Source organism: Bacillus sp. 1NLA3E, assembly GCF_000242895.2.
In the GTDB taxonomy this organism is placed as follows: domain Bacteria; phylum Bacillota; class Bacilli; order Bacillales; family Cytobacillaceae; genus Bacillus_BU.
Map to the genome: position 1 here is coordinate 2,217,021 of NC_021171.1, position 26,639 is coordinate 2,243,659.

The 26,639-nt window shown below is 37.3% G+C and carries 27 protein-coding genes, 1 pseudogene and 1 riboswitch; of the genes and pseudogenes, 16 read left to right on the plus strand and 12 right to left on the minus strand.

Going from position 1 to position 26,639, the window contains the following annotated elements; all coding sequences use genetic code 11:
* The first annotated feature begins 184 nt into the window (after positions 1-184).
* Complete coding sequence (gene bioB, locus B1NLA3E_RS10595; protein ID WP_015593839.1) at positions 185-1,180, plus strand: biotin synthase BioB; 996 nt, start codon at positions 185-187, stop codon at positions 1,178-1,180.
* 488 nt (positions 1,181-1,668) lie between these two features.
* Here the strand turns inward: bioB and B1NLA3E_RS10600 are convergent, their stop codons facing one another.
* Positions 1,669-2,130: an RrF2 family transcriptional regulator gene (locus tag B1NLA3E_RS10600; RefSeq protein ID WP_015593840.1), complete on the minus strand. Its 462-nt coding sequence runs from the start codon at positions 2,128-2,130 to the stop codon at positions 1,669-1,671.
* Between the two features lie 155 nt (positions 2,131-2,285).
* On the opposite strand from B1NLA3E_RS10600, the gene hmpA reads away from it, so the two are divergent.
* A complete protein-coding gene (gene hmpA, locus B1NLA3E_RS10605) occupies positions 2,286-3,515 on the plus strand; it encodes an NO-inducible flavohemoprotein (RefSeq protein ID WP_015593841.1) in 1,230 nt (409 codons plus the stop codon).
* Between the two features lie 48 nt (positions 3,516-3,563).
* Here hmpA and B1NLA3E_RS25290 read toward each other — a convergent pair whose 3' ends face one another.
* From B1NLA3E_RS25290 to B1NLA3E_RS10620, 4 genes are all read right to left on the minus strand, one after another.
* Positions 3,564-3,737 (minus strand): hypothetical protein, encoded by a 174-nt coding sequence (locus B1NLA3E_RS25290; RefSeq protein WP_187292205.1) that lies wholly within the window; start codon positions 3,735-3,737, stop codon positions 3,564-3,566.
* 61 nt (positions 3,738-3,798) lie between these two features.
* Positions 3,799-4,446 (minus strand): ABC-2 transporter permease, encoded by a 648-nt coding sequence (locus B1NLA3E_RS10610; protein WP_015593842.1) that lies wholly within the window; start codon positions 4,444-4,446, stop codon positions 3,799-3,801.
* 47 nt (positions 4,447-4,493) lie between these two features.
* Positions 4,494-5,363: an ABC transporter ATP-binding protein gene (locus tag B1NLA3E_RS10615; RefSeq protein ID WP_015593843.1), complete on the minus strand. Its 870-nt coding sequence runs from the start codon at positions 5,361-5,363 to the stop codon at positions 4,494-4,496.
* Positions 5,364-5,365: 2 nt separating this feature from the next.
* The gene (locus B1NLA3E_RS10620; protein ID WP_015593844.1) at positions 5,366-5,740 is read right to left on the minus strand and encodes a GntR family transcriptional regulator; all 375 of its coding nucleotides are present in this window, start codon (positions 5,738-5,740) and stop codon (positions 5,366-5,368) included.
* Positions 5,741-5,971: 231 nt separating this feature from the next.
* On the opposite strand from B1NLA3E_RS10620, the gene B1NLA3E_RS10625 reads away from it, so the two are divergent.
* From B1NLA3E_RS10625 to B1NLA3E_RS10635, 3 genes are read left to right on the plus strand one after another with little or no spacing between them, the layout of a single operon-like run.
* The gene (locus B1NLA3E_RS10625) at positions 5,972-7,120 is read left to right on the plus strand and encodes an iron-containing alcohol dehydrogenase (protein WP_015593845.1); all 1,149 of its coding nucleotides are present in this window, start codon (positions 5,972-5,974) and stop codon (positions 7,118-7,120) included.
* Positions 7,121-7,131: 11 nt separating this feature from the next.
* Positions 7,132-8,754, plus strand: a complete 1,623-nt coding sequence (locus tag B1NLA3E_RS10630) for a sensor histidine kinase (protein WP_015593846.1) — start codon at positions 7,132-7,134, stop codon at positions 8,752-8,754.
* A gap of 26 nt (positions 8,755-8,780) precedes the next feature.
* Positions 8,781-10,244: a sigma-54-dependent transcriptional regulator gene (locus B1NLA3E_RS10635; RefSeq protein ID WP_015593847.1), complete on the plus strand. Its 1,464-nt coding sequence runs from the start codon at positions 8,781-8,783 to the stop codon at positions 10,242-10,244.
* A gap of 210 nt (positions 10,245-10,454) precedes the next feature.
* On the opposite strand, the gene adhP is transcribed toward B1NLA3E_RS10635, so the two are convergent.
* Complete coding sequence (gene adhP / locus B1NLA3E_RS10640; protein ID WP_015593848.1) at positions 10,455-11,468, minus strand: alcohol dehydrogenase AdhP; 1,014 nt, start codon at positions 11,466-11,468, stop codon at positions 10,455-10,457.
* A 375-nt stretch (positions 11,469-11,843) separates the two neighbouring features.
* Positions 11,844-11,886: riboswitch (PreQ1 riboswitch) on the plus strand.
* A gap of 90 nt (positions 11,887-11,976) precedes the next feature.
* Between adhP and queC the strand changes: the two genes are divergently transcribed.
* The 4 genes from queC to folE all read left to right on the plus strand — a co-directional run bounded on the left by queC (position 11,977) and on the right by folE (position 14,491).
* Positions 11,977-12,636, plus strand: a complete 660-nt coding sequence (queC, locus tag B1NLA3E_RS10645; RefSeq protein WP_015593849.1) for a 7-cyano-7-deazaguanine synthase QueC — start codon at positions 11,977-11,979, stop codon at positions 12,634-12,636.
* 3 nt (positions 12,637-12,639) lie between these two features.
* The gene (gene queD / locus B1NLA3E_RS10650; protein WP_015593850.1) at positions 12,640-13,122 is read left to right on the plus strand and encodes a 6-carboxytetrahydropterin synthase QueD; all 483 of its coding nucleotides are present in this window, start codon (positions 12,640-12,642) and stop codon (positions 13,120-13,122) included.
* Complete coding sequence (gene queE, locus B1NLA3E_RS10655) at positions 13,115-13,843, plus strand: 7-carboxy-7-deazaguanine synthase QueE (protein ID WP_015593851.1); 729 nt, start codon at positions 13,115-13,117, stop codon at positions 13,841-13,843. The genes queD and queE overlap by 8 nt, the downstream gene beginning before the upstream one ends.
* 81 nt (positions 13,844-13,924) lie before the next feature.
* The gene (gene folE / locus B1NLA3E_RS10660) at positions 13,925-14,491 is read left to right on the plus strand and encodes a GTP cyclohydrolase I FolE (RefSeq protein ID WP_015593852.1); all 567 of its coding nucleotides are present in this window, start codon (positions 13,925-13,927) and stop codon (positions 14,489-14,491) included.
* A gap of 94 nt (positions 14,492-14,585) precedes the next feature.
* Here folE and B1NLA3E_RS10665 read toward each other — a convergent pair whose 3' ends face one another.
* On the minus strand, positions 14,586-14,804 hold the full coding sequence (locus B1NLA3E_RS10665) for a hypothetical protein (protein ID WP_015593853.1): 219 nt from the start codon (positions 14,802-14,804) through the stop codon (positions 14,586-14,588).
* Between the two features lie 163 nt (positions 14,805-14,967).
* Between B1NLA3E_RS10665 and B1NLA3E_RS10670 the strand changes: the two genes are divergently transcribed.
* Positions 14,968-15,750, plus strand: coding sequence for a divergent polysaccharide deacetylase family protein (locus tag B1NLA3E_RS10670; protein WP_041580457.1), 783 nt, complete (start codon positions 14,968-14,970; stop codon positions 15,748-15,750).
* 130 nt (positions 15,751-15,880) lie between these two features.
* A complete protein-coding gene (locus B1NLA3E_RS10675; protein WP_041580458.1) occupies positions 15,881-16,681 on the plus strand; it encodes a Cof-type HAD-IIB family hydrolase in 801 nt (266 codons plus the stop codon).
* Between the two features lie 253 nt (positions 16,682-16,934).
* On the opposite strand, the gene B1NLA3E_RS10680 is transcribed toward B1NLA3E_RS10675, so the two are convergent.
* Positions 16,935-18,074 carry a CAP domain-containing protein gene (locus tag B1NLA3E_RS10680; RefSeq protein ID WP_015593856.1) on the minus strand — a complete coding sequence of 380 codons (1,140 nt, stop codon included), beginning with the start codon at positions 18,072-18,074 and terminating at the stop codon, positions 16,935-16,937.
* Positions 18,075-18,313: 239 nt separating this feature from the next.
* On the opposite strand from B1NLA3E_RS10680, the gene B1NLA3E_RS10685 reads away from it, so the two are divergent.
* Positions 18,314-18,757 (plus strand): sugar-binding domain-containing protein, encoded by a 444-nt coding sequence (locus B1NLA3E_RS10685; protein WP_236619629.1) that lies wholly within the window; start codon positions 18,314-18,316, stop codon positions 18,755-18,757.
* A gap of 127 nt (positions 18,758-18,884) precedes the next feature.
* On the opposite strand, the gene B1NLA3E_RS23280 is transcribed toward B1NLA3E_RS10685, so the two are convergent.
* The gene (locus tag B1NLA3E_RS23280) at positions 18,885-19,745 is read right to left on the minus strand and encodes a YhcN/YlaJ family sporulation lipoprotein (RefSeq protein WP_015593858.1); all 861 of its coding nucleotides are present in this window, start codon (positions 19,743-19,745) and stop codon (positions 18,885-18,887) included.
* A 277-nt stretch (positions 19,746-20,022) separates the two neighbouring features.
* Between B1NLA3E_RS23280 and B1NLA3E_RS10695 the strand changes: the two are divergent.
* From B1NLA3E_RS10695 to B1NLA3E_RS10710, 4 genes and pseudogenes are all read left to right on the plus strand, one after another.
* Positions 20,023-20,692, plus strand: a pseudogene (locus B1NLA3E_RS10695) (HlyD family secretion protein).
* 8 nt (positions 20,693-20,700) lie between these two features.
* Positions 20,701-21,003, plus strand: a complete 303-nt coding sequence (locus B1NLA3E_RS10700) for an EmrB/QacA subfamily drug resistance transporter (protein ID WP_015593860.1) — start codon at positions 20,701-20,703, stop codon at positions 21,001-21,003.
* 397 nt (positions 21,004-21,400) lie between these two features.
* The gene (gene purT / locus B1NLA3E_RS10705) at positions 21,401-22,579 is read left to right on the plus strand and encodes a formate-dependent phosphoribosylglycinamide formyltransferase (RefSeq protein ID WP_015593861.1); all 1,179 of its coding nucleotides are present in this window, start codon (positions 21,401-21,403) and stop codon (positions 22,577-22,579) included.
* A 350-nt stretch (positions 22,580-22,929) separates the two neighbouring features.
* Complete coding sequence (locus B1NLA3E_RS10710; RefSeq protein WP_015593862.1) at positions 22,930-23,739, plus strand: YitT family protein; 810 nt, start codon at positions 22,930-22,932, stop codon at positions 23,737-23,739.
* A 97-nt stretch (positions 23,740-23,836) separates the two neighbouring features.
* Here the strand turns inward: B1NLA3E_RS10710 and B1NLA3E_RS10715 are convergent, their stop codons facing one another.
* The 3 genes from B1NLA3E_RS10715 to B1NLA3E_RS10725 all read right to left on the minus strand — a co-directional run bounded on the left by B1NLA3E_RS10715 (position 23,837) and on the right by B1NLA3E_RS10725 (position 26,478).
* Positions 23,837-24,751, minus strand: coding sequence for a polysaccharide deacetylase family protein (locus B1NLA3E_RS10715; protein WP_015593863.1), 915 nt, complete (start codon positions 24,749-24,751; stop codon positions 23,837-23,839).
* Between the two features lie 166 nt (positions 24,752-24,917).
* Positions 24,918-25,436: a MerR family transcriptional regulator gene (locus B1NLA3E_RS10720; RefSeq protein WP_015593864.1), complete on the minus strand. Its 519-nt coding sequence runs from the start codon at positions 25,434-25,436 to the stop codon at positions 24,918-24,920.
* Between the two features lie 34 nt (positions 25,437-25,470).
* Complete coding sequence (locus tag B1NLA3E_RS10725) at positions 25,471-26,478, minus strand: MerR family transcriptional regulator (protein ID WP_015593865.1); 1,008 nt, start codon at positions 26,476-26,478, stop codon at positions 25,471-25,473.
* Positions 26,479-26,639 lie beyond the last annotated feature (161 nt).

Here is a 26,639-nt window from a genome sequence, read left to right on the forward strand (position 1 = left end):
TCTAAGTTAATTTAACCGAATTGTAATGGGACGATACGTAATATCACTTGAGTAAAAAAATCAATAAAAAGGTAAAGTTTGTTTTTTTGAAAATTTATAATTGTAAATCTTGTAAGTTTATGGTACTTTTTCTTTATATGTAAACCAAAAACAAAATCAAGTTTACAAAAAGAGGGGTAAATTTATGGAAGTAACTACAAAAAAAGATTGGAAAAAACTAGCTGAAAATATCCTTGGGGGATATCAAATTACCAAAGAAGAAGCTCTTGCGATTGTGCAGGCTCCTGATGAAGAGGTGTTGGAAATTATAAATGCAGCCTTCCTTATCCGCCACCATTATTATGGAAAAAAAGTGAAGCTAAATATGATTATTAATACAAAGTCAGGCTTATGTCCTGAAGACTGCGGTTATTGCTCTCAATCGATTGTATCGGAGGCACCAATCGATAAATACGCATGGTTGACTAAAGAAAAAATCATCGAAGGGGCCCAGGAATCTATGCGTCGTAAAGCAGGTACATATTGTATTGTTGCTTCTGGACGAAGACCTTCAGATAAAGAAATTGATCACGTCATTGAAGCAGTAAAAGAAATTAAGGCGACGACAGATCTTAAAATTTGTTGCTGTTTAGGCTTTTTAAACGAGGAACATGCAGGGAAGTTAGCGGAGGCGGGAGTCAATCGCTATAACCATAACTTAAATACAAGCAAAGAAAATTACGAAAATATTTGTTCAACTCATTCATATGAAGACCGGGTTGACACAGTAGAAAATGCCAAGGATTCCGGGATGTCACCTTGTTCAGGTGCGATTTTCGGGATGGGCGAATCCGATCAAGAAGCTGTTCAAATCGCGATGTCATTGCACCAATTGGGAGCAGATTCAATCCCATGTAATTTTCTAAATTCGATAGATGGTACGCCTTTAGAAGAAAAATCCGAATTAAATCCACGCAAATGTTTAAAGTTATTAGCGATGATGAGATTTGTAAATCCATCCAAAGAAATTCGAATGGCTGGTGGGCGTGAGGTTAATCTTCGTTCATTACAAGTGTTGGGCCTTTATGCAGCAAATTCAATTTTCGTTGGAGATTATTTGACTACCGCTGGTCAAGAACCAACCTCTGATTGGAGCATGATTGAAGATCTTGGATTTGAGATCGAGGAATGTGCACTTTAAATGAAAAGTAGAGGAGAAGTTTTTGTTATTCCCTTCTGCTTACTTATAAAAAAGGCTTTGTTAAATGAAATTGTTGATATATTTAAAGCTTTGCCAATGGTGGGTACTCAGTTTTTAAAAAAAGAGAGTATATAATTTTGAACTTAGATAACTGTCTAGCACATGCACCCAGCGCCTAGTGTACTTCACTCTCCTCCCTACGATAAGTCAACATCGGGTCGCTTCGCTTTCCGTGTTTTCTTTATCTCAGTCAGAGAGATCCAGTCCATACGTCGCTAAACGGTTGCATGTGCTTTTCTTATCATAAAGCTTTTTCCACTTCTACAAGCATCGTTTGTATGTTTTTTATGAAATATGGATATTGAGAACAAGAATCACTTTTATGGGGGAGATTTGGTAATGGATTATATAAAAAAATAGTCCCAGCAATTTTCTAGGACTACGAGGATCTTACTATTATTAAAATTTTTAATCATTGGTTGGAGGATTTATTCTTTGGGTAAAGGGCTTTGACCATCTGAACTGAAAAATCCCTTCATCACTGGATTATGATTCACAATGTCATCGAGGGTATATTGATCTAGGACTTGAAGAAATTGTTCAAGCGCTGTATTAAGGATATGCTTTAAAGAGCAGACCGGTGTCATGATACATTTATTATTATGATGTTCAAAACATTCTACTATATAAAAATCTTCTTCAGTTTTTCTTATAATTTCACCAATGTTAATTTCTGAAGGTAATTTTGCAAGGCGAACGCCGCCATTTCTCCCTCTAATCGTTTCAATATAGCCCATTTTCCCCATATTATAAATTATTTTCATAAGATGATTTTTCGAAATATCGTAAATTTCGGCTATTTCCTTAATATTGGAAAGTTCATTGTTTTTCTTAGCCGCTAAATAAATTAAAACTCGGAGCGAGTAATCAGTATAAGTTGTTAAATGCATTTCGTTTCCCTCACAATCTTTAACTGACTTAAGTTTAGCATAAAATAGAGGATTTCAAAAAAAGAAGTATTCTAAATATTGCTTTTTCTTAAAAACCATTCTATCATAAAGAAGTATTTAAAATACTACTTATCAAACAAAGGGGATTTTTAAAAATGCTTTCTCAAAAAACGATTGAAACAATTAAATCAACTGTTCCTGTTTTAGAAGTGAAGGGAACTGAAATTACAACAGTGTTTTATAAAAATATGTTTGAAAAACACCCAGAGCTATTAAATATTTTTAACCATGCAAATCAAAAAAGGGGCCGCCAGCAAACTGCACTGGCAAATACGGTTTTGGCAGCAGCTACATACATCGATAAACTTGAGACCATTATCCCGGTTGTGAAGCAAATTGCTCACAAACACCGGAGCTTGGTGATTAAACCTGAGCATTATCCAATCGTGGGTGAGAATTTACTTGGAGCGATCAGGGAGGTTCTTGGAGATGCCGCTACAGACGAAATTATCAATGCATGGGCAGAAGCTTATGGTGTGATCGCTCAGGTTTTTATTGATATTGAAAAAGAAATGTACGAAGAGGCTGCTTCAAAAGCTTGCGGATGGAGTGAATTTAAAGAATTCAAAGTAATTGAAAAAGTGAAGGAAAGTGATGTCATCACTTCTTTCTATTTAATTCCTGCAGACAATTCTGGCGTTCCTGATTTTGAGCCAGGCCAATATATCACAATCAGACTTAATATTCCTGGAGAAAAATATTTAGTAAATCGCCAATATAGTTTATCTGCTGCTCCTGGCAAAGAATATTTCCGTATTTCGGTGAAAAGAGAGGCAGAAGAGAACACTCCTAAGGGGAAGGTCTCAAACTATCTTCACGATCAGATTAATCAAGGGGACATTGTCGAGGTAACAGCACCAGCGGGGGATTTCACATTAAATCGAGAAGAATCACCAGTCGTATTTTTAAGTGGCGGAGTAGGGATTACACCATTTATGAGCATGGTGAACAGCTTGGCAGAGAATCAGCCAAACCGCCAAATTACATTTATCAATGCTTCAAGAAATGGAAACCATCAAGCATTTAAAGAGGAATTAGAAGCTTTAATGGAAAGATTATCAAACTTTCAATTATCTTATGTGTTTGAAAACCCTTCAGAGGTTGATAAAAAGGAACTTCACTTCAGTAAAGAGGGCTATATTGATGCTGAATGGTTAAAAGAGAATGCTGAAACAGCAAGTGCAGACTATTACGTATGCGGGCCGGTACCATTCTTACGTGCTGTCGTCTTAACCTTGAAAAAAATAGGGGTTGCTGACAGCCAAATTCATTATGAATTCTTCGGACCAGCGATGAATCTAGAAGCGGAATCACAACTAGTTTAATAGAGAAAGAGCGGGATGCAAAGGCTGTCCCGCTCTTTTAGGCTTATTTCATAGATTTTTCATACCCCAACCTTTTACGAAAAAAATTATTGAACAGGACAATGGGAAAAGCGCTAAATAGTTCCTATCCAGAGCTTGTGCTGCACCACACACAGCAAGAATAATCCCTATAATATATAAATATATTTTCTTCCAATTTATTTTCATTACTTTTTCTCCCAACACATGACTTCCAAAAAAAAAGCGGGTAAGGAAATCATGGGAATTTAGATTTCCCATATAATTAAAGATCTATTTTTTCAAAAATTCGGACCGAAAAGAAGTAAGAGATAAGTACGAAAACAGAAGTAATGCTTGAAATTGAAACCATCGGATGTTCATAGATAGCTGGAGTAATATGAGAGTTTTGTGAAAAAAGCTTTCCCATTCCATTTGTCACCAGAAAAAACGTTCCAATCCCTATTATACTGGCAACTCGATATCCAAATTTAAAATGAATAGGATAAAATGTTGTCGCCAAAAGATAAGTAAAACATAATGATAAGACGATGATTCGCCAATCAAATGTCTGGCTACTATATAAATGAAACATTACTTTTAACACAAAAAATAAAACAACATATGAAAGAAATGAAATGAGCCACCATGCACTGATCATGACATATTTAGCATTTATAACAGCCCGTCTCGTTAACGGTAAACTGAGCAAAAGCCGGTTTTGCGATTTTTCACTTTCATTTGTATTGAAATTGGAATACATCACCATAAAATAGGCAATAAAAGCGATACTCAAACTATATATTAAAATCGTAATAAGACTGTAGCCAGAAATGTTTTTTCCAATCGTCAGGAAATACGGCAATAAAAAAATTGGGGCAAAGTAAGCAACTTTTTTTTGCGTAAAAATATCTTTAATCATTAAATGGAGCATGGTTTGAATTCTCCTTTTCTTTTAGATTTGGGTACAAAAATTTAATTCTATACCTCGTTTTTGCGTGATTTTACTAAGGAATACATGATATCTTCCAATGTCGGTCTTACATAACATAATTCAAGATTAGAATCTAAATTCCCCAGTTCGTTCTTTTTCATAAATGCCTCAAAGCCAAGTGATGTTTCTTTTATCAATAGTGGCTGAAACACAGTGACTGCCTCCTTTTGGTCCTTAGGTCCTTTAATCAGTACATATTCATCCAACAGATTTTCCATTTCTTCGCTCAACAGAATTTTCCCATTAAGGATAAATGTAATATAATCAGCTACTTGCTCGAGATCGGTTGTAATATGCGTAGAGAAGAAAATGGCTTTATTTTCATCCTGAATAACGTCCCGTAAAATATCCAACAGCTCTTTTCTGAAAATCGGATCAAGTCCGCTAGTTGGTTCATCCATTATAATCAGTTCTGCATGATGGGAAAGGGCTACAGCTAAGGCGAATTTCATTTTTGTTCCTTTTGATAAAGATTTAACAGGCTTCGTAAGCGGCACTTCGAAATCATGGATATATTTGTAGAATAAATCGTTATCCCACTGGTCGTAGAATGAAGAGATAACCCGCTTGTTTTTCTCGACCGTTAAATCCTCAAAAAAAACATCTTGATCGTACACGAAACCTATCCGTTGCTTTAACGCTTTCATATCGCTGTGATAATTAGTCCCAAACAATTTAATCTCACCACTGTTGATATGAACAAGGTCCATAATACACCGGATAATCGTACTTTTACCCGATCCATTCGGGCCAATGAAACCCATGATGAAACCTCTTTTTAGCGAAAAACTTACATCCTTTAAGGCAAAATCCTTAAATACTTTATTTAAATCTTTCACTTCTAAAATCGTATCCATTTTCAGTCCTCCTCGTAAAATTGCTCGATTAATTGGATCAATTGGTGAGTGGTAATATCGTACTTTTTGCTCTCATGCACAATTTGTTTTAATTGATTTCGAATGGAATCCAATTGTTTTTGTCTTAAAATCTGCTTTTTTCCTATAGAAACAAATGAACCTTTTCCGAGGACAGTATCAATATACCCTTCATTTTCCAATTCCTCATATGCCCTTTTTGTTGTAATGACACTAATTTTTAATTCTTTGGCAAGGTTCCGAATGGAAGGCAGCTGCTCACCTTCAGATAGTTGCCCAATTAATACATGTTTGATGATTTGTTCTTTAATTTGCTGATAGATCGGCTTTTCGGATGTGTTCAAAATGATGATATCCATTTACTACCCCTTATTGTCCATACTGTATATACTCATTATATACAGTATGAATCAGAATGTCCAAATTTTACAAAGGCCGATCTTTTTTAACAAGTTAGAAAGTAAAAGTCGCTAATCGGGTGCTTGTACTTTATTTTTAAGAAAATACTAAATGTTTAGAAAAATAAACAGGAATTTTACGTTCTTGCGGTTAATTAACAAATATAACAAAAACTTTAATAGGGGAAGAATATGCATATTAGCAAATTTGTTACACCAGAGATTATTTTTGGTAAAAATTCCATCAAACAGGCTGGCGATGCTTGTCTCCGACTAGGGGCAAAAAAGGTTTTAATTGTAAGCGATTACGGAGTTGCGAATGCAGGGTGGCTGGAAATAGTGATCGCCATTTGTAAAGAATCAAAATTGTCATTTGCAACTTTTATAGAAGTTACGGAAAACCCAAAAGATAAGGATGTTAACGCAGGTTGTCGTACTTACCTTGCAAATGAATGTGATGCCATTATCGGTTTAGGTGGCGGCAGTGCCTTGGATGCGGCCAAGGCGATCGCCATCCTTGCGGTGAATGGCGGGAAAATAAGTGATTACGAAGGCGTAGATAAAATTGAAAAGCCACTTCCACCGATGATTATGATAATGACGACAGCTGGATCGGGATCGGAAGTATCTCAATTTTCGGTCATCGTTGATTCGGAGCGACAGAAGAAAATGATCATCGTTTCAAAAACATTGGTTCCGGATATCGCCATTGTTGATCCTTATACACTTGTTACAAAAGGTAGCAGTTTAACAGCAGCGACAGGGATGGATGTGTTAACCCATGCGGTTGAAGCCTATGTAAGCTCAGCTGCTACTCCCCTTACAGATGTTCAGGCAAGAAATGCTCTTACACTTGTCTCAAAATATTTACGTCCGTCCGTTGCATCCAAGACAAATGAAGAAGCGAAAGAAGCTATGGCGATGGCAAGCTTGCAAGCCGGCCTTGCTTTTTCCAATGCAATTCTTGGAGCAGTGCATGCCATTTCCCATGCCATCGGTGGAATCCTTCCAATGTCACATGGGGAAATCAATTCCGTTTTGCTCCCACATGTTATGGATTTTAATTTTATTGCTGCCCCAGATCGTTTTGCAGAAATTGCCGAATTTTTAGGGATTGATACAAGGGGCTTAACTCAGCGGGATGCGGGGAAAGAAGCGATTGAATTTGTTAGAGAGCTATCGGCAGATATAGGTGCACCACAACGGTTAAGTGAAGTGGGAATGACCGTAGATATGATTGATTGGGCCAGTCAGCTCGCACTTGATGATGCCTGTATGATTACCAATCCCCGCGATGTGACCCTTGAGGATGTAAAAAAACTTTTAATAAATGCATTGTAGGGGCGTTGATAATGTTAGAGAGTAAACATGAAATGATCGCGCTGCTAACCGGTGTGAAGTCATCGAAAAAAAGTTATTATACTGAGCTAAAAACAACAGTAGAGCAACTGAGAAAGAAAAACATGCAGCTTGAAATTATTAATGATGTTATGAAAAGTATGAAAGTGGATATGTCTCTTAATGAGATATTAAAAAATCTAATCGATAAATTAAGAGAGCTAACGCACTGTGACCGACTAAGCCTATTATTATTGCGGAATGAAGATTTGATTATCACGAATGTTTATCCAGAAAACAGTGCGCGAATTAAAATTGATTCCGTTATTCCGACCGAGTATTCACTTTATTGGTCGGCGTTAAAAAATAAACAAACGATTTTCAAGAAAATAAATGATCCACATGAAGTCTTTTATGAAAAAGAGTATTTGTGTGCAGTTGGCATTCAAAGTGTTTTAGTCTTGCCTATTTTTTTAAAAAATAAAGGGATTGGAGTGCTAAGCATCGGGAGACAGGATTCTTCAGAGTGGAGTCGGGATGATCGATCATTCCTTGAACAACTGAGTGATCATCTAGCAGTAATCATCGAAAATACACAATTATACCATGAGGTAGTACAAGGGAAACAACAGTGGGAAGATACGTTTAAGGCCGTCGATGATATGATCATTGTTTTTGATAAAAATTTACAAGTACTTCAGTATAACGATACGGTTAAAACATTTTTCAATATGAATGAACAAGCTCAGGTCTATCCCGTTTTGGGGGAACCGTGCCGATTATTAATTAAAGAAACGTTCCAAAGCCAAAGACCAGGTTTCAGAGATATGATTTTTCATGAGCAGACAATTTGCGAAACGTCCACATACCCTGTTCAGAATAATCAAAACCAAGTATATGGTGTGATTCTTTATATTAAGGATGTAACGGAAAAACGCAAAATGGAAGCGCAACTACTTCATTCCGGAAAACTGGCTGCAATAGGAGAGATGGCGGCTGGTATCGCCCATGAACTAAACAGCCCATTAACAGCAATTCTTGGAAATTCCCAGCTTTTATTAAGGAGTAGATCTGTTAGGGATCCTTCCTATTTACTCCTTAATGATATTAAAAACTGTGGGGATCGCTGCAAAGGGATTATAAAAAGTTTGCTTACCTTTTCTCGGCAGGATGAATACCTCTTTGAACCATTTTCAATAAACGAGGCAATCAACCAGGTTTTGAACTTATTAAAATATCAACTTGAAAAGAACGAGATTATTATAAATCTGGAATTTCAGGAGGACTTGCCTTTAATTGAGGGAAGTCAGCAGCAAATTGAACAAATTATTGTGAATTTAATCCTAAATGCCAGGGATGCCCTAGAAATTTCAGACCAGTCAAACAAAAAAATCGAAATTCGTACGTACTTTCATGAAAATAAAGTTTATCTAACCGTTCAGGATAATGGAATTGGAATTGAAGAAAGTAGATTATCAGAAATCTTTCATCCATTTCATACGACAAAAGAAAAGGATAAGGGAACAGGTTTGGGGTTATCTGTAAGCTTTGGAATAGCAAAGGTTCATGGAGGTACGATCGAGGTATGTAGCAAGCCGAATAACGGCAGCACCTTCACGCTTAAAATTCCTCTATAATCTTTTAAGAATTTGGAGGTTTAATCATGACAAATCTATTGATTATTGAAGATGAAAAAGAAGTGGGAAACTTCCTGTCCCATCTTTTTTCTTCAAAAGGCTATCATATTAAAGTGGTCAACAGCGGCAAAGAATTTTTCAGCATCGATTTTACGAAACAGATTTTTCAAGCAGCGATGATCGATTTAAAGCTTCCTGACGCGGAAGGGTTATCCTTGCTTCAAGTTTTAAAAAAACAGCAACCGGGATGTAAAGCGGTCATCATGACTGGATATAGTACAATTTCTACTGCTGTAGAGGCCATGAAATTAGGAGCGATTGATTATATTGAGAAGCCGTTTGACGATATTGATTTGTTGGAAAAACAAATTGATAACCTTCTTATTACGACAGCCAATTCAGCACAGCAGCACATTCATGAATTGGCGAATGAAACTGGCCTAATCATCGGACAAAATGAGGATATGGATCTGTTAATTCAAACAGCCTATAAAGTCGCCCGAAAAAATGTAAATGTGTTAATTGAGGGAGAGACTGGCACTGGAAAGGAAGTACTGGCACGATTTATTCATGAGGCCAGTCAGCGCAGCAATGAGTCCTTTATCGGTGTGAATTGCGGGGCCATTTCGGAATCACTGCTAGAAAGTGAGCTTTTCGGTCATGAAAAAGGAGCTTTTACGGGGGCAACACAAATGCGGAAAGGATTATTTGAAATAGCCAGTAAAGGGACATTATTTCTTGATGAAATTGCCGAGGCATCTTCATCGATTCAAGTAAAATTACTACGCGTCCTTGAAACAAGGGAGTTTATGAGAGTTGGGAGCGAAAGTATTTTCCATACTAACACGCGTTTAGTAGCCGCATCCAATGAAAACCTTTTTGAGGCTGTCCAGAATAAGAAATTCAGAGAAGATTTATTTTATCGGCTAAATGTGGTCCATTTGAAAATTCCATCTTTAAGAGAACGAAAAGGGGATCTCCCGTTATTGATACACCATCTATTAAACCGGCATACCACCACAACGATTAAGTTTTCGGATGATGTGATAAGAGCGCTTCAAAATTACAATTGGCCTGGAAACATTCGCGAGCTTTCTAATTTCGTGACAAGAGTCGTAACACTTTCCGATTCAGTTGATGGAATCATCACAACAGCAGACCTTCCATTACTGAATATTGGCTCGTTAGCGAATTCAGTGGTGAAAAGTCCGAAACAAATTACAACAATAAAAATGCAAGAGCGTGATTTTGAAGGATATTTACAGCATTGGGTAGACCATACTTTGTCAGCTTTCGAAGAAAAAAAGGAAATTAATTTAGATGAAGTTCTCTTGCAAATTAAGGAGCTTGAACTTCAAGTCGGCAAAGCTTTTATTCAAAAAACATTAAAAGAAACATTTGGTAATCGAAAGGAAGCAGCAAAAAGACTGCAGATCACGATGAGAAAGCTCCGTTACCTCTTAAACGAAAAGAAAGAATGCAGTTTTTAAGAATTTTAGACGGAGTACAGTCCAAAATCGGCCAGCCTCAGCAAAAAACCTTAGAATAATAAATACCCTTTTCCCGGGACACAATTATAAAGGTTGTTAATTGAGATCCATATGCTGAACTTTTCCATAAAACAAGGGTACGGAATTGTAGGTGATTCCGTACCCTTGTTGATGTTTTATGTTCCTAAAAAAATCAAAGTGAAAAAATCTTTATTCCAAAGTTAATACAACCCGTCCGTTAATGTATCCTTTTTCCATACGATCAAAGACTTCATTAATATTATTTAGTGGCTGGACTTCGATATTTGTACGAACTTTTCCTTGAGCGGCAAACTCAATCGCTTCCTGTAAATCTTTTCTAGTACCAACAATAGAACCTTTCACTGTGATACCATTTAGAACTGTATCAAAAATTGGAATTGGCAAATCAGCATTTGGAAGGCCAACTACAACTAGTGTACCGCCTCTTTTTACTGAGCCGTATGCTTGTTCAAATGCCTTTTTCGTAACAGCAACACTAACTGCTGCTTGAACTCCGCCTACTTGTGCTTTGATTTCCTCAATTGGGTTCACTCTTAACCCGTTGACCGATATATCGGCCCCTAGTTGTTTGGCTAATTCTAGCTTATCATCTTGAATATCAACAGCGATAACGTTGAAACCCATTGCTTTTGCATATTGAAGAGCCACATGTCCTAAGCCGCCGATTCCATATATAGCCACCCAATCCCCAGGCTTGGCCTCCGATACCTTTAATGCCTTGTAGGTAGTGACACCCGCACAGAAAATTGGTGAAACTTCATGAAAATCAAGACCATCTGGAATTTTCACTACATAGTTAGCTGGTGCTTTACAATATTCTGCATAGCCTCCATCGACGGAATATCCAGCATTTATTTGATCTGGGCACAACGTTTCACGGCCAGTTAGACAATATTCACACTCACCACAGGCTGAATAAAGCCATGGAACACCGACACGGTCTCCAACTTTAATAGAGCTTACACCTTCAGCTATTGCTTCAACGATCCCAACTCCCTCATGACCAGGGATGAGAGGAAGCTTTGGTTTCACTGGCCAATCCCCATGTGCAGCGTGGAGGTCAGTATGGCAGACTCCGCATGCTTTGATTTTTACAAGAATTTCCCCATATGCTAACTCAGGTACGGGGACATCCTTAATTTCCAACTGTTGGTGAAATTCATTTATTACTGCCGCCTTCATCAATCTTGTTTCCTGACTTACCACAACAGAACTACCTAGATTTTCACGATTAATCATGCTAACAACCCCTTTTTTTTATTCACTGATTAATAATGCAAAAACCATGCCAAGATATAAAGCGTTTACATTAAGGGGTTATCCCGTAATTTATTAAGCTATTTGCCGAAAAATCGGCGAGATTTAGCCGTTGAAGCGGAAGTATATTGACGAAATTTTGTTTTTGGGGGATATTTGGCTTTTTTACTTCATGTTAGGATTGAAATTTCGAGTGAAAGCCAAATACAAAAAAATCTTCTTTACTAAGTGCTGAATTGACATGTATTATGATATAATGAATTGGTTTCAAATTATGTTACGATATTAATGTCATAAATATATAAAGAGGTTCTAGCTACCCTCTCAAAAAAACTAAGGAAAACAGGACTGCTTTCTTAGTGGTTCTGTTTTTTTTGTTTTTGAAAAGGTACGGGGCGGCGCAAAAGTTTGTCTGTATGAAGGAGCAATGAAAATGAAAAATGATAAGGCTGTTGTTGTTTTTAGTGGAGGCCAAGATAGTACGACGTGTTTATTTTGGGCAATGAAACAATTTAAAGAAATAGAAGCCGTTACATTCGATTATAATCAAAGACACAAAAGTGAAATTGACTGTGCTAAAAATATTACAAATGAGTTAGGTATTAAACATCATATATTAGATATGGCACTTTTAAATCAACTAGCACCAAATGCTTTGACAAGGGATGACATTGAGGTGAAGGAAGGGGAAGATGGCGAGTTGCCATCAACCTTCGTTCCAGGCCGCAATTTATTATTCATGTCGTTTGCTGGCGTACTAGCAAGACAGATTGGTGCTAAGCACATCATAACGGGTGTATGTGAAACAGACTTTAGTGGTTATCCTGATTGTCGAGATGTATTTATTAAATCGCTAAATGTGACATTGAATTTATCTATGGATTATCAATTTGTTATTCATACTCCTTTAATGTGGTTAAATAAAGCCGAAACGTGGCAAATGGCCGATGAACTTGGCGCTTTTGACTTTGTTCGGGAAAAAACATTAACCTGCTATAACGGAATTATAGCGGATGGATGCGGGGAATGTCCTGCCTGTAAACTACGCCAAAGAGGCCTTGAGGATTACTTGAAGGATCGGAAGGAGCGATAATACATGTACGGTTTTCGGATAGTCGATAAGCTCCAAAAAATAGATGAAGATATCCGTCACGATCAATTAAAATACCACTCTAAACGTGTTATGATCAGCAAAGAATTTACGTTTGATGCTGCTCATCATTTGCATGCCTATGACGGGAAATGTATGAATCTTCACGGCCACACTTATAGAGTTGTCTTCGGGATTAGCGGTTACCCAGATGTTCGTGGCTTAATGATGGACTTTGGGGATTTAAAGGATATTTGGAAAAGTGACATTGAAATTTATCTCGACCACCGCTATTTAAATGAAACCTTACCGCTAATGAATACTACTGCAGAAAATATGGTGGTTTGGATTTATGAAAAGATGAAAGAAGCTCTTAGTAAGGAAGATAGACAGAAGCTGTATATTGGGGCAAGAGTTGAGTTTGTTCGTCTCTTTGAAACTCCTACAAGCTATGCTGAAGCAAGACGGGAGTGGATGGAAGTTGAGTAAGCTACCAATAATGGAAATATTCGGACCAACCATTCAGGGTGAAGGGATGGTTATTGGGCAAAAAACGATGTTTGTCCGAACCGCCGGATGTGATTATTCTTGTTCGTGGTGTGATTCCTCTTTTACATGGGATGGAACTGGAAAAGAAATGATTAAACAAATGGAAGCAGAAGAAATTTGGACTGAACTAAAGTCTCTCGGGGGCGATGGTTTTTCTTTTGTAACGATTTCCGGTGGGAACCCTGCGTTGTTAAAAAATTTAAGCGAATTGATTTCTCTTTTAAGAGAAAAAAATATAGCCATTGGGTTAGAAACTCAGGGAAGTAAATGGCAGGACTGGTTTTATGAGATCGATGAACTAACGATTTCCCCAAAACCACCAAGTTCAAGCATGGTCACCGATTTAGATGTCCTTGATTCAATAATTAAAAAACTTAAAACTGCGGATTCTTCTCATCATTTTAGCTTGAAAGTTGTTATTTTTGATGATCGAGACTACGAGTATGCTAAGAAGATCCATCTTCGCTATCCGAAAGTTCCCTTTTTCTTTCAGGTTGGAAATAACGATATCACAACGGATGACAATCATCAGCTTGTCAATCAGCTTTTAGAAAAGTATGAATGGCTGATAAACAAAGTAATGTTGGATGATGAACTAAGAAGTGTAAAGGTCCTCCCACAATTGCATACGTTTATTTGGGGGAACAAACGCGGTGTTTAAAAAACACGGTGATGGGTTGAGCAGATCAACTCAATCTTAAAAATAAATATTAACAATTTTTTATTCGTAGGGGGAAGCATTATGTCAAACATCAATCGTGCCCAAATTGAAGAAGGGATACGTTTAATACTTGAAGCAGTTGGAGAGGACCCGAACAGGGAAGGCCTCCTAGATACACCAAAACGAGTAGCTAAAATGTATGAAGAAGTTTTTGCTGGATTAACCATTGACCCAAAGGAATACTTTGATACTATTTTTAGTGAAAACCACGAAGAACTGGTATTAGTAAAAGATATTCCATTCTACTCCATGTGCGAACATCATTTGGTTCCTTTTTATGGAGTAGCTCATGTTGCCTATATCCCAAGAAATGGGAGGGTTGCTGGACTAAGTAAGCTGGCCCGTGCTGTTGAAGCGGTGTCACGTCGCCCACAATTGCAGGAAAGAATTACATCCACAGTTGCCGATACGTTAATGGAAACACTTGAGCCACACGGTGTAATGGTTGTGGTAGAAGCAGAACATATGTGTATGACTATGCGTGGCGTGAACAAACCAGGTGCCAAAACAGTCACTTCTGCAGTTCGTGGAATATTCGTTGATGACGCAACCAAACGATCAGAAGTATTAGCGTATATTCATAAATAATCTTTTTTACCAATAAACATTGAGCCACCTCTTATTTAGGACAAATACGAGGTGGCTTTTATTTTTTAATTTTAAAACAGTCGTACCCGCTTTTCTAAATTTCGCTTGAAGATTGTTGTGTTTGAAGCTCGGATTGTACTTGGCTAATACAAGTTTGGGCTTGGGCAATTTCGGTTGCTGCCTGCTTTAATGCCTCTGAGGCAAGAGTTGTATTAGCTGCAGATTGTTCAATTGCTTGAGTGATCGAATCCTTTGCGAGAGAGGAAGCAGCTTCTGCTTGTTTTAATTTATTAACATCGATTTGATTTCCCATGGTATTTCCTCCTTGTGGTGTGTGTACAAAATATAGAGTGCTCTGTGAAATTGGTTTTATCCTATCAACTTTTGTTAATCATTTCATTGAATAAAAATTAGGAATGCATTCTCTAAAGCCTGTTAGGTTAAATTAACTAAAACAGCCATTCGGGGGGATTATTATGAGGAGAGTATCTCTTTTTTTGATTTCAATTATTGTTTTTTGTTTAGTAATTCCTATGAATTTTGGAAAAGCACAGGATCGAAAAGCCTCGATTATTATCGATGATTTTGGTGGTGGTGTTGGCGGTGTTAAGGATTTTTTAGAGGGCGGTATCCAGATTACGGCTGCTGTAATGCCATTTACGGAAAAATCAAAAGAGCATGCTAAATGGGCACACAAAAATGGAATAGAAGTAATGGTTCATTTGCCGATGCAACCCAAAAAGGGAAAAAGATCGTGGCTTGGGCCTAAACCTATTACAATAGATCTAACAAAAGCTCAGGTGAAACAAAGGGTGAATGAGGCGATTGAAAGTGTACCTTATGCAAGAGGTTTGAACAATCATATGGGTTCTTTAGCAATTGAGGATGAAGAAATTGTGAGAGCCATTGTTGAAGTAGCGAAAGAACACAGACTGTACATAGTAGACAGTGGTACGAGTCCGAAAACAAAGTTTCCGGAAATTGCAAAGGAATTAGGTGTACCTGTTTTAAAAAGTGATGTATTCCTAGATGATATTTCTTCCTCTTCCTATGTAGCAAAACAAATGAACAGACTAGCAAAAATTTCTGAGAAGAGTGGAAGAGGAATTGCTATCGGCCATGTCGGTATTACTGGGAAGATTTGTTCAAATGGCGTTTTTAAATCGATGGATAATTTTAACAACAAAAATATCAAAATTGTTCCGGTTTCCGAATTAATGTGGGATGATATGAAGGGTGAATATTTCCGAATTCAATAACAAGGACAATATTCTACTAAGTACTATTTCTATTTATTAGGGTAGTGCTATTTTCTTTTGACGGATAGGGACTTGATAAAATAGAATAAGAATTATATTTTTACAATAAACATTTAAGGTGTGTGGAAAAGTGAAATGTGTGTCGCTTGATTTAGATGGGACGTTACTAAATTCAAATAGTGAAATTACCTCCGAAAGTAAAGAAACAATCATCAAACTCCAGGAAAAAGGAATAGAAGTCATCATCAATACAGGACGAGCATTTAGTGATGTCATTAAAGTTCCTCAAATTAAAGAATTGAATTGTCCAATTGTTTGTGTCAATGGGTCGATTTTGGTCTCCAAAACGGGTGAATTTTTATTTGAAGCGACGCTTGAACGTTCGATCTACACCCCGATTTTCTCGATATTGAAAGAATTAGAAGTAGGCATTCTTATTTATACGAACCAAGGGGGATATCCGTCAACTTTACCTCCTTTGCACCATAAAGGTAAGGAAGAACTCGAAAAACTATTCAATAACTATGATTATGAAGCGCTTTTCAAAATAGATAATCTTAAAATCTATAAGCTTATCGCTTTGGTAGATCATAGTGAGTTGGAAAAAGTAGAGGGAGTAAAACAAGCGTTGGCTCATTTTGAAGATATCTCCATGGCCTCATCATTTCCAAATAACGTTGAAATTACTTCAAAGGAAGCTCATAAAGGTAGAGCACTGTTAAGATATGGGACAATAAACGGGCTTAATTTTGAGGAAATATACGCATTTGGCGATGGTGGTAATGATTTGTCGCAATTTGAGGTTGCAACAAAATCCGTGGCTATGGCTAATGCCCCACAAGAAATAAAGGATCAAGCCACGATTGTGACAAAAAGTAATGATGAAGATGGCGTCTCACATGCCATCAAAAATATATTAAAACTGTTATAAAAAAAGGAAAAGCTGTGTTGATTCACGAATGAATCTCTCAGCTTTTCCTTTTTTTCACCAGCGTACTTTTTTTCATTTTGTATGGAAAAGGGGCGGAGCGCCGCAAAAGCGAATCAGTATCTCCTATTTGAGTGAAAAATATACGCTTTTCGCATGGAATAGGTGAAGTCTATCTCTGCTCACACCGCCTTTATTAGGTTGGCGTGGTGCTTTGAATGTATTTTACCGGTAAATGGTGGAGTGAAACGCCATTTTAGTTTGTATAGAAATTCTCCGTATAATAGGGCTGCGATTCAGTATTAAATGCCACGCCAACTCCTAAAAATTCAAATTCAGATCTTAAAATATTATCCCTATGTCCCTGAGAGTTCATTAGCCCTTCATGGGCAAAAACACTGCTAAATTGACCATAAGCGAGATTTTCTCCCGCTACTGAAAATACGACATGATCTTGGTGCATTCGGTCAAACGGTGATTGTCCCTGAAGATTATTATGATCAAAATAATGGTGTTCTGCCATGTCAATACTATGTTTCTTGGCTGTTTCCTTCACATGATCGTTCCAGGTAAGAATTTGCAGTCCGTGGTTGACCCGTGCTGCATTGGTTAAATCAAATAATTGGTACTCAAAGCCCTTAATTAACTGTGGAGTTTCCTCTGCGTAAAAATCTTGCTTATTTTTCTCAAGCTTTTCACTGATCATTTGGATTGAGGTTACTGTATTATTTTCATGTTTATCATAAAAAATTGTGACATAACTTCCATCAATTAAAAAGAGATCGTTGTCCTGATCGCCCTTAAATTGGTAATAAATATTTCCTTTTTCAATTTTTGTAAGAGGATTACCAAGTTGTTGCCTAACAAATTCCTTCGCACTTCCTCGTTTTATTCCTTTAGTGGAAGCAATTAAATCTTGGTTCGTATACAATCCAACCACTTTATTGTTCTGGTCATATGCCACCATGAAAAAATGTTGGTAGTTTTCATGATAAGCGTACCATTTTATCCCATATTCATTGTAGGACGACCGCTTTTCAGTTCCAACAGTGCTTTCAACCTTTTCTTTTAAGTCACCCAGTTCAATATTATTGACAGAGAACTGTTGCTGAGTCGGAGTTGTTAGATTAGGTTTCTTGATCTGCTTCGGGGCAGCTTTTATTTCTTTTGGTTGTTTTTCAATTGTTTGATCCAGTCCAACTAATAATTGATGAATCTCCTCGTAAAAGGAATCGATGGCAGCTGAATACTCAGCATTGCCTTTTAGACCATCTATTTCTGCCTTGATATTATTTATTACTAGTGCGTAATCGGAATGAGCTAAATGGTCATTTAATAATGGCCATGATATATAGGCAAAAAACGAAAATATTAATAAAAGAAAAAAACGCTTCAATAATAAACCTCCATTCTGCTAAAAATTCTATCCAAAACCAGTTAAATGTATAAGTTATTAGCTCAATGAATTTAGATATATAAAAAATAAACAATAAAGTAAATTTCACTGTATCCAATATTATAAACTTGAATTCGTGATTCTCAAATATAATATTTGGTATAACACCCGAAATGATTAAACGTGCTGTCGGACAGTAGTGCATATTAAGTTTCAAAAAATACAAAAAATGTAGGCGATTGGGCATTTCTTGGGGAACTACACTAACTGAGTTAGTTCGGGAATACCCGTTTGAACGGAGAATAGACATGAAAGTAATTCCTTTAGAAGGAGGGATAGGGAGGCATCATGTTGAAATCCATACTAATCAATTGGCCTATGAATTAGCGAAAAAAATGCACTGTACTTGCTCTTATCTCTATGCTCCAGCAATCGTGGAAATCGAGGAATTAAAAGAGCGCTTAATGTCTATGGAAGATATTAAAGCTGTCTTAGAAGAAAGTAAAAGTGTGGATACAGCTTTTATTGGGATTGGAAATCCCCATCAAGCATCTACGCTTAAAAAAATTGGCTATTTGCAAGAAGAGGATTTAAATCATCTCCGTGAAGTTAGGGCAGTAGGCGATATTGGATTCCGATTCTTCGATAGGACTGGTTCTGTTAAAGGATATTCAAGAAATTAGGAAAATTAAAAATGAAGTTGAAAGTCAAAGTAAAAATTTTGATTAAATTCTGTGGAAATTTGTGATGTCTAATATGGAAGAAGGTTTTTTAAGACCGGACCAAATTGGTCCGGTCAAGAATAAATTCTTATCTATTGAACATTCCACGAACGGTGTTGTTAAAATCTCTTAATACTCCATTGCGGTTATTTCCACTACGAATGTCATTCGAATAAGTATTCATTCTATTGTAGAAGTCATTGTTGACAGAAACATATACTTTATTAATATTTTTATCGGTTGCTCTAACTTGATTAGCGATTCTTTTTTCAAGGGCTGTATCAACTTTGCTATAGGTGGTTCCATTTGTTCCGTTAATAGTGGTATTGTTACGATTGGTGTCTAAAACACCAGCACGATTAACATCATCTCGGTTCATCGTGGTTGTTCCACCTGTATTATTGTATCCTAAATTATTTGTTCCAGTACTTGTTCCGGTAGGGGGGACAATGCTAGTATTAGTATTTGTACCTGATATGTTGGTTCTATTAGGTCCGACACCAGTGGTACCAGTACCTGTTGTGCCCCAACCATTCCCAATCCCAGTCCCGGGTCGAGTCCCCGAACCTGAAATGCCAGTCCCAGTTGTTCCATTTATTCCAGTACGATTCCCAGTGCCAGTTATACCAGCGCCAGTCCCAGGGACATTAGTGTTGTTGTTAATACCATTATTAGCGAGTCTCACCGCAACATAAGCGTTATTATTGGAAATAATAACATGTGCACGATCGACCTCATTCAATCTTTCAACATTTCTGGATGCCCGAGTAGAAACGTTCAATCCTGTATTTATACGATTTACATTATTGACGTTATTTACATTATTGACCCGAACCTTCCTCGTTTGTAAACCTGTATCGTTACGATTATCGGCTGCATTATTTGCACCGCATGCCGACAACCCTGAAATTACAACAGTTAAAGCTAAAACAGTCCATCCTTTTTTCATCCTTTTCACCCCATAAGTTTATTAGTTGATGCAAGCATTAGCATTCCAAATTTCTTCATGACTAATACAGGGCAGAAACATCCAATACTTTTAGTGAATAAGAAAAGAAATAAGATAAAGTGTTAACAAAAATTAATGTTGTTATACGATTTGTTAGCTATAAAAAGTCACCTCCTTTATTAGAAGCACCAAACATTGCAACTATCTAAGGAAGAAATAGATGAACTTTTTCGTTTGCACCAACTTGTATTATCAAAGCTAACTTTAAAAGGGGAAAATCAAGGATGAATTCAAAAGATTAATTTTATTAAACATTGTCTTGCTTATTATATTGGTGGGTGGGGGTTTTGCCGGTTATTCTTACTACAACCGCACGATCAATTACTTATCAACTGATAATGCTCAAATATGGGACAGCAAGTTTCGATTGTAGCTCCTGCCAGTGGAAAGTTATCTGATTGGACTGGAACCGTGGGGAGCTCTTTCGGGAAAGATGATCAAATTGGCGCAATTATGTCTGCTGGTTCTGGTGCAGGTGGTTCACAGGAAATTAGTGTAACTGTTCCAAACAATGGCACAGTTGTTCAATCAGGTTCGGTAAAAGACTCTTTTGTCGCAGCTGGTACACCGTTAGCACAAATGTTCGATCTAAGCAATTTATGGGTGACAGCAAATATAGAAGAAACAGATTTAAATGGTATCGAAATTGGTCAAAATGTAGATATTTATGTATTTATGTCGATGCTTATCCTAACAATACTTTAAAAGGAAAGGTGGAAAATATTGGTTTAACTACTGCCGGAACTTTTTCTTTGTTGCCAAGCAATAATAGCACAGGTAATTATTTAAAGGTAACACAAGTAATTCCAATAAGAATTTCGATCGAAAGTTATAAAGGATTGGAACTAGTACCTGGCATGAACGTTACAGTTTGGATTCATAAGTAGGTGATCATATGTCCTTATATATAACGGGTTATGTCATCTTTGGTATTTTGGTGTTGGCTCGTTTTAACGTACTAGGTCAAGGGATTGCCTATTTAGCCCACCTTCCTCAAGCTGTGGGAAGTAGACTTGGAACTACTTTGATTTATGGTCAAGTCATAAAGCAGTCGACTATTGAAGGAATAAATGATTCCTTTATTTTTTCAACAGTGATTGCCGTAGTCGCGTTGGTTTTAGCCTTCTTTATTAAAAGATCGAGGCCAAAGGTCAAATTGCATGCGCAACCTGAACTTTCTCCAAAAAGCGAATCATAATGAAAAAGTGCTGTTTCCAAATTTAAGTGGGAACAGTTTTTTTTTATAAAAATGGCTGTGTTAAAGCTCATTGTTGATTTTTGGCACAATGTGATTGGAGCGGAAGGTGCTCGACTCCTGCGGGAGCAGCGGGACAGGTGAGACCCCGCAGGCGTTAGCGCCGAGGAGGCTCACCGCCCGCCCCGCGGAAAGCGAGCACATGGAGTGGAAATAAACATTCTAATTTAACACAGCCCTAAAAATGGAAAATCAAACCGTTTAATTTAGTCTATTAGAAATACGAATTATTATAGTGGGAAAACTTTTTAATATTCGTGTTTAAGTGGATTTTCATTCTTGAAACATTCCAAAATGTAAGTTATTATGTTCAAATAACAGACATTTAGGAGGGCTATTTATGGTTGGAGCACCCTATGGTAATTATTCAAAAAAAATCATGCTACTTGGTTCAGGTGAATTAGGAAAAGAGGTCATCATCGAGGCTCAACGCTTGGGGGTTGAGACAATTGCAGTGGACCGTTATGAAAAGGCTCCGGCAATGCAGGTAGCACATCGTTCCTATTGCATCGACATGTTGGATGGAAGTGAGCTTCGCCGTGTAATCGAACAAGAGAAACCGGATTTAGTTGTACCAGAAATTGAAGCGATTGCAACAGAAACCTTGATTGAATTAGAAAAAGAAGGATATCGGGTTGTCCCCACTGCGACGGCTGCTAATTTAACAATGGATCGGGAAGGAATCAGACGCTTAGCAAGTGAAAAACTTGGTTTGCCAACTGCAAAATATGAATTTGCTAACTCTCTTGATGAATTAAAAGCGGCTGTTCAAACAATTGGTACCCCATGTGTCATAAAGCCCGTTATGAGTTCGTCTGGAAAAGGACAAACGGTTTGCAGAACATTTGCTGATGTCGAAAATTCCTGGAAAGAAGCAATGGAAGGCGGAAGAGGAAAGAAAACACGAGTGATTGTTGAGGAGTTTATCCATTTTGACTCTGAAATAACTTTATTAACCGTCAGATCTGTTTCCGGAACTAGCTATTGTGCGCCAATTGGACATATTCAAAAGGATGGCGATTATGTCGAATCTTGGCAACCACATCAAATGACTGAAAAACAAATCACTGATGCACAAGAAGTGGCGAAAAAGATTACCGACGCCCTTGGAGGATACGGTCTTTTTGGTGTGGAATTATTCCTAACACCTGATGGCGTCTATTTCAGTGAAGTTTCGCCGCGCCCACATGATACAGGCATGGTTACCTTAGTAACACAAGATCTTTCAGAATTTGCCCTTCATGTTCGGGCGATTTTAGGATTTCCCATTCCACAAATACAGCTTATCACACCTGGTGCTAGCCGTACCGTAAAAGCGAATGAAGAAAGCAAATCGTACCAAATCACAGGTATCGAGGAAAGCTTTACTGTCCCAAATACACAAGTTAGGGTATTTGGAAAACCAGAAACAAAAGTAGGCCGTCGGATGGCTGTTGCTTTGAACGCTGCTGAATCTGTAGAAGAAGCTCGTAAACGTGCTGAAGAAGCCGTTTCAAAAATAAAAATCATATATAATTAAGCCTTCCGAAAGGCTCTTTTCTAAAAGATTGTTGTTTTTTTTTAGGTTTTTGGAAATAAAACCATGGATAAAGAAGTTGATTGGAGCTGCGAGACTCCTGCGGGAGCAGCGGGACAGGTGAGACCCCACAGGCGCTTAAGCGCCGAGGAGGCTCACCGCCCGCCCCGCGGAAAGCGAGCATCCTGGAGCGGAAATCAACCTCACCTCTCTTTTGGAAAATAGCAACAAAGTTGACGAAAACAGCCTTCCGAGAAAAGGATAATAATAGAAAATTTCAGAAATAACTTTTATTTTTCTATTTGTTTCTATCTCCACTATAATGAGGAAAGTGATTCATTAGGAGTGAAGTTATGTATAGGATTCTCATCATTATTATTGGATCAATCATTATTGGAGCAGCGTACAACCTTTTTTTAGTCCCACATCATATTTTAAGTGCTGGTATTAGTGGGATAGCGATTTTATTAGGGATTGTTACTCCAATGAATACGGGGATCCTGAATTTTTTATTAAATCTACCATTATTAATTATTGGAATGTACAAATTAGGCAAGAAGTTTATTGGCTATACGATTTTATCAGTGGTCTTCCTATCAGCTAGTTTATATTTTATTCCAGTAACCGCGCTCACATCAGAACCGATTCTTTCCTCTTTATTTGGAGGAGTTATAGCAGGAATCGGGATTGGCCTTGTGTTTCGGGCATCGGCATGTACAGGCGGGTTTGATATTATTGCTATGTTACTAGCCAAAAAGGCAGATTTTCCGATTGGTGGCTTTTTATCTGCCATAAATGGTGTAGTGGTGATTATCTCAGGTTTTGTTTTTAATTGGGATGCTGCATTGAATACTATGCTCGGCATTTACGCGTCAGGTAAAGTAATTGATGCGATTCATACAAAACATATTAAGCTAACCTTGATGATTGTGACCAATAAAGGTGAAGAAATGAAGGAAAAGCTCCTGACCAATTTATACCGCGGAATTACAATGATGGAGGGCGAGGGAGCTTATACAGGCGAGAAACGGAAAATCTTAATGACGGTGATTACACGTTATCAGTTGTCAGAAGTGAAGTCATTCATTAATGAAATCGATCCACATGCTTTTGTCAATATTACGGAAACGACAGAGGTATTGGGATCATTTCATCGCAACTAAGCTAGCAATCTCATCCTTAATCATAAGGGCAGGGGAACGGGTCATACCGGAACCATGCCCTTTTGGTTTTGGTAACTATAATAAATTTGAAATTAATCTAAAATTGAATCGGCTGCATAGAGGCATCTATTGCTTTGAAAATATAATGTTGACTAATTAAATAGTCCAGCAAAGCAGGTATCTGTGCTACCGTTTCTTCCTGGTCATGTAATAAAATAACGATTGGTGCCATCTGATTTCGTTGTTTTTCGACTTGTTCCTTCACAGCATCTACAAAACGGTGATCACGGTAATACCAGTCCTTACTGTCAACATTCCAATCCCACATTAAATAACCGTGGTCAATTACCGCCTTTTTATACTCATCAGTCATATCGGGAGCACTACCAAACGGGGTCCTAATAAAATGAGTGTCGATACCTGTTATCGCTAAAAGCGAGTTCCTAGTTTGGTCCATTTCAGAAATAACCGTTTGGGAGGATTGATAAAATTGGCTTCTGTTGTGGGTTACTCCATGCAAACCAACACTATGACCGGATTGAATCATCCGGATTACAGCATCTGGATATCTTTTAATGTTCCCATCCAGCATAAAGAAGGTCGCTTTAACTTGATATTGATTCAAAATTGAAAGAAGGTCATTGGACGAATTCTTTGGACCGTCATCGAAGGTTAAGTAAACCACCTTATTTTGTTGGGTAATGACTGGATTTGTTTCGAATGTTATATTATTAAGCGGAGGAATTACCGCGTTCGTATTTTTTATGTCGATTAAGCTTGGGTCAAGAATTTTCCTATTTTCTGAGAATGTCTGAATATGTTCCTTGTTTAATAAGGTAATAGCCATTTTCTTGTTAGGGACTCTATGTACGTTGTAGGGGTTTTTATTATCTGTAGGTTTTTGTAATTCCCCATTAGTGGTCAAGGAATCATTCGTTAAATAAATCAACACAAAATACACAATACTGATCAAAAATAGAACAGATAGTTGCTTATTTTTTTCACATTCCATGCGTCATCCCTCTTTGGTGAAAATTTTGAAACTGTCACAATAAGATTGAGTGATTTCCTGAAGGTTACCATTCTATTGGCTTTATTTTACATTAATTTCTATTAAATTGGTAAATTTTTTAAAAAATACATAAAAAAATCAGCGCAACAAGAGGTTGTGCTGATTCTTAGAAACCAAATATACTGCTGATAAGATTTTTCCTTTTTGTCATTTTTCGTGGATGATCTAAAACAAGTGGGAGGTCATTAGGAAGAGTCTGTTTAAGATTCTGAAGTTCTATTGTTAATTCTTGTACTTGAGTGGTTAGGGTGGTGACTAAATTTTGAAGATCCTCAATTTCACGACGATGATGCAAAAGTTGGTAAGAGATAACGGAGTCTGCTTTCTCATCAAGAATTCTTTCTAGATCCACTATTTTAGTCCTGAGTTTTTCAAGGTTTGGATCCTTTCCAGGTTGTAAAATTATACCTGATCTGATGTTTTTTTCAGAAGCTGCCGCAACCTCATTAGGTTGAAGACTATTGTTGATGTTTTCTTGATTAATTTTTAAATATTCGATAACCTCATTGCTAAATTGATAGTGGCCACGTTCATTTCGGTCCATTGGCAAATCCAACTGTTTCACCCACCGTTTAATGGTACTTGGTGAAACCCCCAACAATTTCGCAACTTCACTTGTATTCAATTTTGGTCCTCCTTTATTTCAATTTGGTGTGCTCTTACCAAAATTTCCACCATTTTCTGTTTTCCTGGTGTTCTTTTCCTACGGCGGTGTTTCTAAAGGTAGTGACTAGGTTTTGGAAAGTTGCCTCGCGACTTCGGATTTCTTTGGTAAAATGTTTACGTTCTTCTTGAAGTGTTTCAATATATAGCTCGCGGTCTTTGTTTAGTGAATCAACTAAATGACTAATTTCATATTTAGTATCATCAGTAGCTTGCACAAAGCTAATAGATATCGTTTCTAATGTTTTTGATGCATGTTCCGAAGCTTGCATAAAGCCATTAGAAATTGTTTCTAACGTTTTCGAGGTATTTTCAGAAACTTTCGCAATACGTGTTGTAAGAGATTCGACCGTTTTAGAAGTGTGGTCAGAGGCGTGGAGAAGGTTCTTAGAAAGAGATTCTAATGTTTCAGATGTATTCTCGGAGGATTCTGTCATGATGTTTGATAGCTCTTGGATTTCTGATTTTGAATTTTCGCCTAGTTTATAGATGGATCGAGAGAGACTTTTTACTGTTTGCACAGAACCTTTTGATATTTCCTTTTTCACTTCCTCCAATACTTCCTTACGAATTCCAGTGCGAATTTCTGTTTTGACCTCGTCAAGTAAATTTTCCTTATAGACATCCATTATTCGGAAAAAGTCTTCTAAATTAGGTGATTCCTTTGTTTCTGCAACTTGTGGTGGGGAAGATACGGTAATGATAGACGTTTCGACTTCTTCAATTTTTATTTTTTCTTCGACTGGAACAGTTAAATCAGTTCCAGACTGTATTTTGAAAATCTCAGCAATTTTTCCAAGACTTGTATTGGTGTCGCGGAGCAACTTTATTTCTTTTAGTAAGGTAATCTCATTTTCAGAAAAAAACCTAGCACCCTGTTTCGTTCGTGGAATGTTTATAAATTCACTTAAATCCTTTTCCCATCGTTTGATCGTCCCCGTAGGAACGTTAATAAGCTTTGAAGCTTCTTGAATCGTATATGTTTTCAAATATGGACTTTTCATATTTATACCAACCCTTTCTATTTGATTAATAGTTTATCAACTAGATTTTTCGAGATCGGATTCTCTTTATTGTTACTATTCATCATACCCTACCTGTTTTTCCTGCCTCATGACAAAAGCTATCAAAACAAGACGGGATTCAGCAGAACTTCTAATAAAAT